This window comes from Pseudomonas sp. LS.1a (assembly GCF_022533585.1).
In the GTDB taxonomy this organism is placed as follows: domain Bacteria; phylum Pseudomonadota; class Gammaproteobacteria; order Pseudomonadales; family Pseudomonadaceae; genus Aquipseudomonas.
In genome coordinates, this window is the sequence record NZ_CP092827.1 from 2,138,067 (window position 1) to 2,150,222 (window position 12,156).

Sequence of the window (12,156 nt, forward strand, 5' to 3'; positions counted from 1 at the left end):
AAAAATTTGCCCGCCACTTGGCAACGTCGTACTCAAGTACAGCAAGCTGCTCGGCTTCTGCTGGTCGCGTCCCGGCTGTACTCCGTCCTGCGCAATGACACCAAAACCCTGGGATGATGATGCTTGCCGTAGGGCTTGTTCCCCGCACGCTCCGTTTTCAACGGGTTTGGTGTTGGTGGTCGACGTGAGGCAACAGTTAATCATGGACCGACGTCAGCAATATCAACGCGAGCAGTTAACTAACTTGGGGAGGAGTCCAGATGGTCATGGCTATCTGCCAGTCGCCGTAGTTCGTTTACATCGGCGAACCACGCATGGGATTGAAGGTTTTGAAATGCTTCATATGTCCCGTATCCCCACGCAACCGCGCCGAAGGCGATGCCGGCAGTTGATGCTGCTTCACCATCCGTAGGTTGATCGCCTATATAGATAACCTCTTCTTTTGCCACGCAAAATTTTCGCATGACCCGGCGCAAGCGCGATGCCTTACCGAAAATGGAAGCCCCGCACTCGAAGGCCCGGATATGTCGACAGCTGGAACCCAGAACCTGCGTGACATTCTCTCTGGAGTTGGAAGACACTACTGCGAGTATCAATCCCTTCTCATCAAGATGGCTCAACGTATTGGCGATATCCTCAAACAGCTGGATTGAGCCTCGATGCTTCTTCATCAGCCCCATAAAAGTTCGCGCCACTAGAGGTAGCTTCCAGCGAGGCATTCCGATATGAGACATGATCTCCCGAGCCCCCTGCTTGCGTAGAGAGTCCAGCTCTTCTGGTTGGATCCGGTTGAAGGAGTGCTTGTCAGCAATTTGATTGAATACGGAAACGAAGAATGGAAAGGAGTCTGCGAGTGTGCCGTCAAAGTCGAAAATTGCAAGCCGGTATGACATGTAAGGATTCCTTCCTGGAGTGCAGGCAGCCGTATCAAGGGGCCTGCCTGTGCAGGGTGTTCAACTCACCCGATTGGCGGTCGCATTATTCTTGCCCCGGCATCTCCGATCAAGGCAGTACGGGCGCTTGAACGGAGAATTCTTAGGGAGTACTGGCAAGTCGGGGGCTACCGCAAGCCTGGCTGGCTGAGCTGGGCGATCAGGTCGCCTTGATCGAAGATCCCGATGGGCGCACCGCAGCCGTTTCAAAGGCCCTCTGAGCTCTTTGTTTCGATATTTGGTTGGCAGGTCGATTCAGGCTTCGTTGCCTAACACGATGCTAGGTCTCAAGCGTGCCAGCGAAGCCCGAGTGAGCGCACCATGAGTGCAGGCCGTCTGGATACTGATGAAAAGTGGAGTGGATCTGCCTACTCAGGGCCGAGCAGCAGCCCGGGGTTCCGACTCTGGCGCGAATTCCTGGATTGGCAGCGACAGCTCAATGCGCTGTTGAATCCACTGGGGCTCACTCAGCCACAGTTCGCGATTCTGGCTGTGTGCGGTTGGTTGACGCGCAATAGTGAGCAGATTACTCAACAGGGTATCGCGAGATTCACCGGCATGGACCGTATGCACATCTCGCAGATCGTATCTCGCTTGGAAAAAGATGGGCTTGTCGAGAAACGGATAGACCCTCAAGATCACCGCGCGAACCTGCTATCACTCAGCAAGGAGGGGCTTGCTCGGTTGCGCATCGCGATGCCGGTTGTTGAAGCGTTCGACACAGCGTTCTTTCATAAAGCCGCGTGCCAAGGCTGAAGGGCTTCTGGAGGTGTTTGCCAAAGGCAAGATTGTCATCCTGGTGCCACATGTTGCTGGTGACTGATGGAGGCAGGTGACATCGTGCTGATCAGAACGATTACACTGCGAAATCAGGCCCATTTCACGGTATAACAATGACGTCACAGTTAACTGTGCGGCTTGCCTCGAACAGCGATATCGGCAGGTTGGTCGATCTGGATTCAATCGCCAAGCGAGAACCAATGCGCCGAGCGTTCATTGCGCAGGCTGTCACTGCCGGCCAATGCTGGATCGCCGCGGAAGCTCGCGATGCGTCGATGGTGCTGGGGTATGGTGTTCTTGACTTTTCGTTCTTTGGACACGCATTCATCCCCCTCATCATGGTGAGGGACTCGCAGCGCCGTCATGGCGTCGGTTCCGCCATCCTCCGCACCCTGCAATCCCAGTGCGGGGCCGCAAAATTGTTCACGTCGACAAATGCCTCCAATCAACCGATGAAAAAACTGCTCGGAAAGTTCGGCTTCATAGAGAGCGGTTATGTCGAGAATCTGGATGAGGGCGACCCCGAGATAATTTTTGTGAAGCACTACCCCTGATATCGTCGAAAGTTCGCGGAAGAGGCGGGTAGCGCGTACCGGTGTCTCGGGGGCGCGCACCAGTCGATCGGCTTGATGATGTAACCGTTCTGTCATGCCCGGGTCTTCATAGTTTTGATGCCGTCGGCACGCATCCACGACACGGCAAAAGTGCCCACCCCTGATCAACAGGCCCGAACAGTCTGTTCGGACGCGTGACGGCGCCGGCCTGGTATCCCTCGAAAGCATCAGCCGGTTGGTCCGGGGGACTGCTATCTGGCCGTGAAAGTAAGGTCGAAACGTGCTTTCAAATTACGGGATCAGGCGAGCATTTCGAAGGAAAATTTCCAAAGCGTGTATAGTGGGATTCGGGCCTTTTTCCTGGCCCTGGACCGAGGTAACAACCATGCACCCGACCTTTTCTCCAGAAACGCAGCGTGCACATCAGCGCTTGAGCGAGCAAATTGAGCTGTTCATTCGTGGCGGTGGCAATATCGAACAGATTTCCGCTGGCGTGAGCGGAACATCAGCACTCAAGCCGAAGAACTCATGGGCAAGCGAGCGCACTGCAAAGGCATGAGGCATGCAATCTACACCGAAACGCAGCTGAATCATGCCTCCATGGAAATGCCCGGCTACAGGCTGGGCATTTCCAGGAGCATCTGAATTTAACCCATCATCAAGAGCCCGGATTGCAAGCTGTGATTCTGGAATCTTTGTGCAAGCGACCGAGTGTCGATTGTCGCCATGGGTGCATCCTCTTCTGGGCCAATGCTGGCCCGGTGGTATGGATCGCTGGAGCGACATGTATGTGCACGGTGCCAAGGCCATCGAGAACCCGCCCGAACATTGAACGTAGCTTGTATGCAGCACCTGGCGGCGGCTCACCGCCAAGCGGCACCTGATTCAAGAAAAAACGCAGCCATCAGGTGAAGCAATTCACCGCTATCCCGATGCGGCCTGCGCTTTGGATACAGGGCATCGGGATGTCTTGCCGGCTCCCTCGGCTCAGGCATGGATCAGCGCAAGGTCGCTGATGATGCAGATCGAGCCGTCATCGGCGGGCGTCGTATCGGTGTAGTCCACCTGGTTGTAGACCCCGCCGTGGAACTCGAATAGCCGCGAAGCCCAGGTGCTGTCGAACCGTAGATCGCCGGACGAACCGGTCACCCCGTTGCACTTGGCCGTAACGGTGACCACGCCTGCCGAGGTAGCGTGGATGCTCACCTCGAACTTTGCCCCCAGCGGGACACCCTTCAGCACCGTCGAGTTTATCGGGTCAGTCTGGTTGTAGGTCCGCCGAAACCCCAGGGTGATTTCGCCTTTCTTCCAGAACACCTTCACGGGCGGGCTGTCGTCTCCGAAGACGTGCATCTGCGCGATGACCACCTTCTGCGCCCAGTTGACTTTGGTCAGCGTCATTGTCTGGCGGTTCCAGTGATCCTGGGCGCTGTTCAGGGTCCAGTATTCCGGTTCTGACCACTCGCAACGGGTCCTGTGGGTGCTTTTGCTCGAAGCGCCTTTGGTGGGGGCAAACAACTGAATCGAACCATCGCTGAGCACTGTCACATAGCTCGGGTATTGAGCAATTGCTTCAGTGCCGGTGAGTTCGATCGCTACGGGGCTGATCGACGACTCGGCTACAGGAACGGCGAGGGTGAGGTTGCTGATATTTACGCTCATGGGAGGCTCCTGAATAAAAATGGCGGTTTGTGCTGCAGCAGCACGGTGGCGGCTGTCGAAGTGGAATTTAGCCCTTCGCTAAATGTCGGTCAATAGCTGTAGGCTAAATTCATTTCGCTTGGCGACAAATTACCTGTTGGCGAAAATTTTCCGCAGCGGGGCTTTACGCTTGATTTGGCGGTGGGATAAGCTTTCCTTGAATACTGTACGAATATACAGCCTTCAGGATAAGAATATGTCTAAGCACGTGAATTCGACGCCCCATCAGCGCCAGGAAATGAGCGGAATAGAGCGGCTGAGCTTGCGGGTGTCAGCGATGATCAACCACCCGCTCGCGCAGACGCAGCGCTGGGTGACAGTGCATCGTCTGGATACCGACGGTGATACCGAGTGGGAGGAGGTGATGGGCCTGCTGGCCGAGACGCCCGAGCTGGCGCTGACCTTCAACGACGACGAGAGTGTGACGGTGCGCTGGGAGCGCAGCAGCGTGGAGGAACGCGACGACTTTGTCGTCGAGCAGGACAGCGAACAGCAGATTGAGAAGGCGGCACCTTTCTGAGTATCGGAAAAAGCTCGCTCCAACAGGTACGGCGCAAGCCTCAAGCAGAGAACGGTCCGCGTACCCTGTGGGAGCGGCTTCAGCCGCGAAGAATCCAACGCGATGCATGGCATCGGCTACGCCGGTGTTCGCGGCTAAAGCCGCTCCCACAGGGGGGGCTGCTGATTCAATGAGTCATGTGCATGAGGACCGGGCTTGCCCGCCAAAGGCCACAAGACGGCCAAATTGGGTGAGTGAACGGCTTACGTCGTCGTGATGGGTTTCGCTTTACACAAGGTGCGCATTCCACACCAGCAGCACCCTGGCCTGGATGTAGGTCTCTTCCCGACGAATCATGCGGTCCTTGTGCCGCGAGTTGTCGGAAATCATCTCGAAGTGGTCCTCGTCAGCGATCTGCAGCCGCTTGATGTAGATGTGATCACCCCAGGAGAAGAAGTAGATTCCATCGCCGACGAACTCGCGGATGCTGACGTCCACGATCAGTGGGTCGCGGTGCTTGATGGTCGGTTCCATCGACTGGCCCCAGCCGGTCACCATCTTCAGGTGGTGGTGCTCGCTGAACTCCACGCCCAGCTCGCGCAGGTGGCTTGGGCTGACGCGAACATCCTTGAACATTTCGGGGTAGTCGTGGGGGATCTGCCCGCCGCCCATGGCCGCCCGGACGTCATAGTGGGCAATCCACACTTCGTCGCCCACAAGGCCTCGCCGATCAGGTTCAGCCTTTAGCAGCGTCGAGTCTGCCGGCTCCTCGGCGGCGGCCAATAGCCTTTGCCGGGTTTCTTCGGGGATGCCTTTGCCGCTTCTGGCAAGCATCTGCTTGACCAGGTCGGCAGCGGAAAGCTTGCTGTCGCCAGGCTCGACTGGCGCCTGCGCCAAGTCGCCCGCTGCCATTGCATCGAACCAACCCCGCGGCAAGCCTTCGATGCCCTCGATTCTGCGGGCCACGTCATCGCCCAGGTTCTTCGCTGTCTTGTCCGAAAGGATCTGGCTCAGGTGCGCAGGCGCCATCCCCCAGCGCTCTGCGCAGGATCCCTTTCTCTGGTTGCCGATCAGCTTGACCAGGTTGTGCTTGCGAATTTCATAGATGTCCATGAGGCGAAGCATGCCAGTGTTTAGCTTACTGCTAAATGTGCGAAAAGCTAAATTTATCTTGTCGTGATATTAGTCGCAAGCTAAATCCATTGTGCGGACAAGGGAAGCGCTTACGACATCACCATCCGTAATGAGGTTTTCATGGATCCTACTGACCTCGGCCCAGGCACCGTCACCTGGCTGGGCGGAACAGGCACCGTGTTGCTGGGCGCATTCCTCTGGCTGCGCAAGTGGCTGTCCAGGGATGCGGCCGACCGTGTCATGGACACTGCTGATATTGGCGTGGCTGCGGGGGGCGCTCGATCTCACAGGCGCCACAGAACTCTCGGCAAGCAAAAAAAAGACCCGCCAGGTAGGCGGGCCAGAAGGGCGTAGGGAGCAACGCACAACAAATACGGGTCAGGCGACCAGGGTGCCTGGTTGCAACTGTTCGACCAGGGCCTGGGCCGAGGCCAGGGTCGGCATCGGGCCGCTTACGGCTTCGCCGTTGCGCACCAGGTACCAGCAAGCCAGCAGGCCCTGCTCACGCAGTGAGGTGGGGACGGCACTGCCGACAACGGACATGATCTGGATAGTGGCCATGTGGACCTCCTGTAAACATGGCCCTACCTTACGCAGCAGCCGGGGCGGTTTGAAATTAACTTCCTCGATAGTGGTCATTGGTTCCATCAACATTTACCAGCGCGGCGGGCCGTAATACACCGGAGGCGGGCCATAGTAGGTGCGGTAGCCCGGGGGCGGTGGCGCCGGCACGTAGTACGGCTGGTAGTACACCGGTGGTGGCGGTGGTTGCACGTACACCGGCGGTGGCGCGTAATAGACTGGCTGGCGCTCGACGTACACGGTACGGTCGCGCCCGCCATAAACCGTCGCCCCGAACACGGCACCAACCACGGCCGCACCCAGCAGCGGGCCCGGGCCATACCAACCACCATGGCCATGACCATGGCCGCCGTGGGCGACAGCGGACCCGCTGATGGCCAGGGCACCGACCAGCAGGGCGATTCCGGGAATGTGACGGTTCATGAAGCAACCCTCGCAAGAACACCCCAAGTGTGGGGTCCTATTACTATGACTCCACTCTCTGTCAGCTGAGCACAGGGGAACGGTAAAGGTTGTGTAAGGGACGACCAGTGGTTGCCTCTGTTACGCTGCACAAACGTTTCAGTTATGACAAAGGAGCAGGTTATGTCGACAACTCCCAGCAGAGATACCGTGCTGTGCATCTCCCTGGCGGGCCGCCCTGGCACCTTCGGTGTGCGGTTCCATAACCACCTGTACCAGCAGTTGGGCCTGGACTTCTACTACAAGGCCATGCGCACCGATGACCTGCCGGCGGCGGTGGCGGGTATCCGCGCTTTGGGGATCCGTGGTTGCGGGGTGTCGATGCCGTACAAGGAAGCCTGCATGGCCCTGGTCGACGAGATCGATCCGTCGGCGGCGGCCATCGAGTCGGTCAATACCCTGGTCAATACCAATGGCCACCTCAAGGCCTACAACACCGATTACCTGGCCGTGCGCCAGTTGCTGGAACAGCACCAGATCGACCCGACAACGGCGTTTGCCTTGCGCGGCAGTGGCGGCATGGCCAAGACCGTGGCCAGTGCCTTGCGCGATGCCGGGTTCGCCGAAGGCATCATCGTTGCGCGTAATGAGCAGGCCGGGCGGCAGCTCGCGGATATGTGCGGTTATCGCTGGGTGCCGGAGCTGGGGGACCTGTGCCCACCCATGTTGGTCAACGTGACGCCGATCGGCATGGCGGGCGGGCCGGAGGCCGAGGCGCTGGCATTTTCCGAGAACGCCATCGCTGCGGCGGAGCGGGTGTTCGATGTGGTGGCGATGCCGGAGAGCACACCGTTGATCAGACGGGCGCGGGCGTTGGGCAAACCGGTGATCACCGGGCTGGAGGTGATTGCGCTGCAGGCGCTGGAGCAGTTCGTGCTGTACACCGGGGTGCGGCCGACCCAGGCGCAGGTGAAGGCGGCGGTGGCGTACGCCCGAGATATCTGATTACTCCTGTACCGGCCCTTTCGCGGGCTTGCCCGCTCCCACAGGTACTGCACAGATTTCAGGCCCTGTGCGGTACCTGTGGGAGCGGGCAAGCCCGCGAAGAGGTCGGCACAGGGATTGACAAGGTCAGAACACCTTGTGCCCTTCATCCAGCTGCTGGTCGACCAGCGCCCGGCCATGGGCCAGCGACACATGCTGCGCATTCTCAAGGTCGGAGAAGAACTTCATCGGCATCGACATGCGCTTGCTGGTGTGCCCGTCGGGGTCGGTGATCAGGCACCCGGCGGCATAGGGCAGGGGGGAGTCGGGGTGGGGCATCACGCTGGCGGTGATGGTGTGCTTGCGGTATTCACAGTGAAGAGATTGCATCGTCCTTACCTCGCTGTGGCATGTGAAGCAGTTACCTTCATATACCACAGCAAGGGGCCGGGAGTTCCCGGCCCGACGAGCGAATCGCGATAAACGCTTAGCCTTTGAGCTCGGTCGGCTGGATGACTTCGATCCAGTAACCGTCCGGGTCCTTGATGAAGGCCAGGTAGTTCATGCGCCCGTCCTGCAGGCGTTTCTGGAAGGGCACGTCCAGTGCCTCGAAGCGCGCGCAGGCGGCGCGTACGTCCGGTACCGAGACGCAGATGTGGCCGAAGCCGCGCGGGTCGGTGTTGCCATTATGGTAGGCGAACTCGGCATCGTTTTCGGTGCCGTGGTTGTGGGTCAGTTCCAGCACGCCGGGGATCGACTTCATCCACTGGTGGCGTTCGCCGTCATCGGCAGGGATCTGCGCAGGGTCGACCAGGGCCAGGAAGTACAGGCTGAAGGCAGCTTCGGGGAAGTCGCGCTTGTCCACCAGGCGGAAGCCCAGCACGCGGGTGTAGAAGTCCAGGGACTTCTCGATGTCCTTGACCCGCAGCATGGTGTGGTTGAAGACGAACTGGGCGGTGGCGGCATCCGGTTGTGCGGTGACGCCAGGCAGGGTTTGCAGATCGTGCAGGCTCATGGGAACTCCTGAGACGGGGCCGGGCGCAGGACGCCGGCAAAACAGACAGGCTGGCCATGATACGGCAGTGCGCCGATTGCGCAAATGAAAGCGCCCTGCACGAGGCAGGGCGCCGGAATTAGAGGCCCGCATGTGCGGGCGCGTGATGGGGTCGCTAGTCCTTTAGCTGTCTCGATACTGAGCCAGCCCTTGTGAAAAAAGTGTGAAGTGCGTGTGGACGTTTCATCAGCGTACCCAGCTTTCTACCGTGGCGGCTCCGTACTGTTCCTTCCAGGCCTTGAGGCCGCGGTGGTTGCCGCCTTTGGTCTCGATCCGCTCGCCGGTGTGCGGGTTGGTGTAAACCTTCACCACGCGCGGGCGGCGCTGTTGCTTGGGTGCTGCACTGGAACCCCGGGCCACGGCCTTCGGGTCGAGGATGGCGATGATATCGCGCAGGCTCTTGTCATAGCTTTTCATCAGGCCGACTAGTTTCTGCTCGAATTCGATTTCGCGTTTGAGGCCGGCATCCTTTTTCAACGCTTCCAGTTGCGCCATCTGTTCCTGGAGCGCTTTTTCGGCAGCACGAAACTCTGCAAGTCTGGACACTGTAATCACTCCTGTACGTCGATCGTGGCAAGGCGTGACGAACATTGAAGAAGAATAAAACGCCGGCCACGCGGGTGGGTTCCGCTGTTCGCTGATATCGAGTGTAGTCATTCGTGGGTACTGGGTAAACTGCAAACTTTTTGTAAGTAAGCCGGGAACTTTCCTAGTTTCGCGTGCGGTATTTCCCTGTTTTTTCGCGGTTTCCTGGTTGCGCGCCTAGACCATGGTCCAATGGCTCGTGCCAGAGCCTTTGCGCGATCATCATCAGATGATGGCCGGCTATTGTTCGGTCCCCTCGCAGTACCGTGGCCAGCACGTGCCACAGGTTGTTTACCCGCCTTGATTCTGGATGTTTTCTCGCATGTTTGCCCCTTTTCCCCTCGCCCCCGGGCGTCGTGTTGCCGGCCTGTTCCTGTTGTGTGCCGGCGTCAATGCCCAGGCCGCCGGTTTTCTTGAAGACAGCAGTGCCAAGGTCGAAGCACGCAATGTCTATTTCAACCGGGATTTTCGTGACGGCCACAGCAGTTCCAGCCAGGGTGCGTCCAAACGCGAAGAATGGGCACAAGGCTTCATCCTCAATGTGCAGTCGGGTTATACCCAGGGGCCGGTAGGTTTTGGCGTGGATGCGCTGGGCATGTTCGGCTTCAAACTTGACTCCAGCCCGGCTGACAGTAACAGCGGCCTGCTGCCGTCTTCCGGTCACGACCCGCGGCACTCGGCGGACCAGTACGCGAAGATGGGCCTGGCGGCCAAGGTCAAGGTTTCCAATACCGTGCTCAAGTACGGTTCGATGATGCCGGATGTGCCGTTGCTCAAGTACAACGATGGCCGCCTGCTGCCAACCATGTTCCATGGCGCCATGCTCACCTCCGAAGAAGTGCGCGACCTGAAGTTCACCCTGGCCCGTCTGGACAAGTACACCGCACGGGATTCCACCGACCGCCAGGACATTCGCGTGCATTGCAAGAACAAGCGCTATGCCTGCGATATCGAGGCTGACCATTTTGACCTGGCCGGTGTCGATTACCGTTTCAACGAGCGGTTCAGTGCCCAGTACCAGGTGGCCAAGCTGGAGAACATCTACCGCCAGCACTTCCTCGGCCTGGTGGCCAGCCAGCCGTTGGCATTGGGTAGCCTGTCGGCCGACCTGCGCTTGATCAAGAGTGATGACATCGGCAATGCCCGCGCCGGCGAAATCGACCATCGCGCGTTCAGCGGCATGCTCGGCTACAGCCTGGGTGGCCACAAACTCAGTGCCGGCTGGCAGCGCATGTATGGCGACAGTGCCATGCCCTACCTGGATGGCACCAACCCGTACCTGGTCAACTATGCCCAGGTCAACGACTTTGCCGCCGCCCAGGAACGCTCCTGGCAGGTGCGTTATGACTATGACTTCAAGGCCTTGGGTGTGCCCGGCCTGACCTTCTTCACCCGTTACATCAACGGTGACAATATCAAGGTGCCAGGCAGCACGGCCGAAGGCAAAGAGTGGGAACGCGACACCGAGTTCAAGTACCAGGTGCAAAGTGGCGCATTCAAGGACGTCAGCGTGCGCCTGCGCAATTCCACTTACCGCAGCAACTATGAAAAGTGGGCGCGTGACATGGACGAGACGCGGGTCATTGTCAGCTACAACTTCTCCATCTTCTAACGGGTCGCTTTGCCAAATACCGGCAGCCACCTGACAATGGCTGCTGGTTCCCACAAAGGGCTGGGCAATGAAAGACCTGTTGTTGATCGGCATCGGCCCGGGTGACCCGCGCCAGGTCACCTATGAGGCGGTCGATGCGCTGCGTCAGGCCAGTGTGTTCTTCGTGCTCTGCAAAGGCAGCGACAAGAACGAGCTGGTGCGCCTGCGCAAGGCCATCCTGCAACGCTACCGCCCCGAGGGCGGCTACCGCCTGGTGCAGGTGGCCGACCCTGCACGCGATGGCCAGGCGGATGACTACCTGGGCGCGGTGCAGGACTGGCACCGGCAGCGTGCGGCGCTGTATGCCCAGCTGATCGAGCAGGAGATTGGCGTTGGGGAAACCGGTGCCTTTCTACTGTGGGGCGAGCCGACGCTGTACGACAGCACACTGCGCATTCTTGACTTGGTCCGTGAGCGCGGTGTGGCGCTGCGGTTGCAGGTAATTCCGGGCATCAGCAGCGTGCAGGCGTTGGCGGCGCGTCATCAGGTGCCGCTCAACCGTATCGGTGAGCCGTTGACCGTGTTGCCAGGGCGGCGCCTGGCCGGGCAGGGGCAGATCGACAATGTGCTGGTGATGCTAGATGGGCAGTGCGCGTTTGCCCGGCTCGATGACCCGGCGCTGATGATCTACTGGGGCGCGTACCTGGGGACCGAGGATGAGGTGCTGATTGCCGGGCCGTTGCAGGCGGTGAAGGTGCAGATACTGGAAGTGCGTGAGCGGGAGCGGGCGCGAAAGGGGTGGATCATGGATACCTACCTGTTGCGCAGGGAGCTGTAGTCAGCTACATCTGCACTCAGCACCTGTGGTGACCCTGTGGGAGCGGGCAAGCCCGCGAAGCAGGCGCCGCAGTTCTCAAGGGTTACCCAGAATGGCCTGCACTTTCTCCCGCAACTGGTCGATACCGAACGGCTTGCCGATCAGGTGCATGCCCTCCGGCACGTCGACGCTGTCGGCATAGCCACTGGCGAACAGCACCGGCAACAGCGGCCGCAGTTCGCGCGCCTTGGCTGCCAACTCTTCGCCGCGCATGTCCGGCAGCCCCACATCGGTCATCATCAGCGCCAGCTCCTGGCCCGGGTCCTCGAGAATGCGCAGCGCCGCGCTGGCATGCTCCGCCTCGATGACCGCGTAGCCCAGCTCGTCGAGCACTTCGACCATCAACATGCGTACGATGTCGTCGTCTTCGACTACCAGAAGGTGCATGGTCAGGATCCTGTGCAAAAAATGTATGTCTTTAATCTGTGCACCGGACGGCAGCAGAAGTTCCCGAGAATACCGGGCCCGGCAATCAGATGGA

Annotated in this window: 16 protein-coding genes and 1 pseudogene; 8 read left to right on the forward strand and 9 right to left on the reverse strand. The window is 59.3% G+C overall.

Features of this window, described 5'->3' with window-relative positions:
* Positions 1-239 precede the first annotated feature (239 nt).
* Positions 240-893, reverse strand: a complete 654-nt coding sequence (locus MKK04_RS09860; RefSeq protein WP_241106514.1) for an HAD hydrolase-like protein — start codon at positions 891-893, stop codon at positions 240-242.
* Between the two features lie 360 nt (positions 894-1,253).
* On the opposite strand from MKK04_RS09860, the gene MKK04_RS09865 reads away from it, so the two are divergent.
* The 3 genes from MKK04_RS09865 to MKK04_RS09875 all read left to right on the forward strand — a co-directional run bounded on the left by MKK04_RS09865 (position 1,254) and on the right by MKK04_RS09875 (position 2,825).
* The gene (locus MKK04_RS09865) at positions 1,254-1,688 is read left to right on the forward strand and encodes a MarR family winged helix-turn-helix transcriptional regulator (RefSeq protein WP_207837634.1); all 435 of its coding nucleotides are present in this window, start codon (positions 1,254-1,256) and stop codon (positions 1,686-1,688) included.
* A gap of 299 nt (positions 1,689-1,987) precedes the next feature.
* On the forward strand, positions 1,988-2,266 hold the full coding sequence (locus MKK04_RS09870; protein WP_336247161.1) for a GNAT family N-acetyltransferase: 279 nt from the start codon (positions 1,988-1,990) through the stop codon (positions 2,264-2,266).
* A 385-nt stretch (positions 2,267-2,651) separates the two neighbouring features.
* Positions 2,652-2,825 (forward strand): hypothetical protein, encoded by a 174-nt coding sequence (locus MKK04_RS09875; RefSeq protein ID WP_241106515.1) that lies wholly within the window; start codon positions 2,652-2,654, stop codon positions 2,823-2,825.
* Positions 2,826-3,253: 428 nt separating this feature from the next.
* Here the strand turns inward: MKK04_RS09875 and MKK04_RS09880 are convergent, their stop codons facing one another.
* Entirely contained in the window at positions 3,254-3,928 is a 675-nt protein-coding gene (locus MKK04_RS09880) for a polysaccharide lyase family 7 protein (protein WP_207837641.1), read from the reverse strand.
* 235 nt (positions 3,929-4,163) lie between these two features.
* On the opposite strand from MKK04_RS09880, the gene MKK04_RS09885 reads away from it, so the two are divergent.
* A complete protein-coding gene (locus MKK04_RS09885) occupies positions 4,164-4,487 on the forward strand; it encodes a DUF1654 domain-containing protein (protein WP_241106516.1) in 324 nt (107 codons plus the stop codon).
* A gap of 267 nt (positions 4,488-4,754) precedes the next feature.
* Here MKK04_RS09885 and MKK04_RS09890 read toward each other — a convergent pair whose 3' ends face one another.
* Positions 4,755-5,579, reverse strand: coding sequence for a S24 family peptidase (locus MKK04_RS09890; RefSeq protein ID WP_207837644.1), 825 nt, complete (start codon positions 5,577-5,579; stop codon positions 4,755-4,757).
* A gap of 141 nt (positions 5,580-5,720) precedes the next feature.
* Between MKK04_RS09890 and MKK04_RS09895 the strand changes: the two are divergent.
* Positions 5,721-5,861: pseudogene (locus MKK04_RS09895) on the forward strand (chemotaxis protein); the annotation flags it as partial.
* A 117-nt stretch (positions 5,862-5,978) separates the two neighbouring features.
* Here the strand turns inward: MKK04_RS09895 and MKK04_RS09900 are convergent.
* Entirely contained in the window at positions 5,979-6,161 is a 183-nt protein-coding gene (locus tag MKK04_RS09900) for a hypothetical protein (protein WP_028613209.1), read from the reverse strand.
* 93 nt (positions 6,162-6,254) lie between these two features.
* The gene (locus MKK04_RS09905; protein ID WP_207837646.1) at positions 6,255-6,605 is read right to left on the reverse strand and encodes a hypothetical protein; all 351 of its coding nucleotides are present in this window, start codon (positions 6,603-6,605) and stop codon (positions 6,255-6,257) included.
* A gap of 162 nt (positions 6,606-6,767) precedes the next feature.
* Between MKK04_RS09905 and MKK04_RS09910 the strand changes: the two genes are divergently transcribed.
* Positions 6,768-7,589 (forward strand): shikimate 5-dehydrogenase, encoded by an 822-nt coding sequence (locus MKK04_RS09910; protein ID WP_241106517.1) that lies wholly within the window; start codon positions 6,768-6,770, stop codon positions 7,587-7,589.
* A 126-nt stretch (positions 7,590-7,715) separates the two neighbouring features.
* Here MKK04_RS09910 and MKK04_RS09915 read toward each other — a convergent pair whose 3' ends face one another.
* The 3 genes from MKK04_RS09915 to MKK04_RS09925 form a co-directional block, all read right to left on the reverse strand.
* Complete coding sequence (locus MKK04_RS09915; RefSeq protein ID WP_063914904.1) at positions 7,716-7,958, reverse strand: hypothetical protein; 243 nt, start codon at positions 7,956-7,958, stop codon at positions 7,716-7,718.
* Positions 7,959-8,055: 97 nt separating this feature from the next.
* Complete coding sequence (gene gloA / locus MKK04_RS09920) at positions 8,056-8,583, reverse strand: lactoylglutathione lyase (RefSeq protein ID WP_063914905.1); 528 nt, start codon at positions 8,581-8,583, stop codon at positions 8,056-8,058.
* A 225-nt stretch (positions 8,584-8,808) separates the two neighbouring features.
* Entirely contained in the window at positions 8,809-9,168 is a 360-nt protein-coding gene (locus MKK04_RS09925) for a histone-like nucleoid-structuring protein, MvaT/MvaU family (protein WP_241106518.1), read from the reverse strand.
* A 361-nt stretch (positions 9,169-9,529) separates the two neighbouring features.
* Between MKK04_RS09925 and MKK04_RS09930 the strand changes: the two genes are divergently transcribed.
* Positions 9,530-10,819, forward strand: coding sequence for an OprD family porin (locus tag MKK04_RS09930; RefSeq protein ID WP_241106519.1), 1,290 nt, complete (start codon positions 9,530-9,532; stop codon positions 10,817-10,819).
* A 67-nt stretch (positions 10,820-10,886) separates the two neighbouring features.
* Positions 10,887-11,636, forward strand: coding sequence for a precorrin-6A synthase (deacetylating) (gene cobF, locus MKK04_RS09935; protein WP_241106520.1), 750 nt, complete (start codon positions 10,887-10,889; stop codon positions 11,634-11,636).
* Between the two features lie 75 nt (positions 11,637-11,711).
* Here cobF and MKK04_RS09940 read toward each other — a convergent pair whose 3' ends face one another.
* Positions 11,712-12,062: a response regulator gene (locus MKK04_RS09940; protein ID WP_207837660.1), complete on the reverse strand. Its 351-nt coding sequence runs from the start codon at positions 12,060-12,062 to the stop codon at positions 11,712-11,714.
* Positions 12,063-12,156 lie beyond the last annotated feature (94 nt).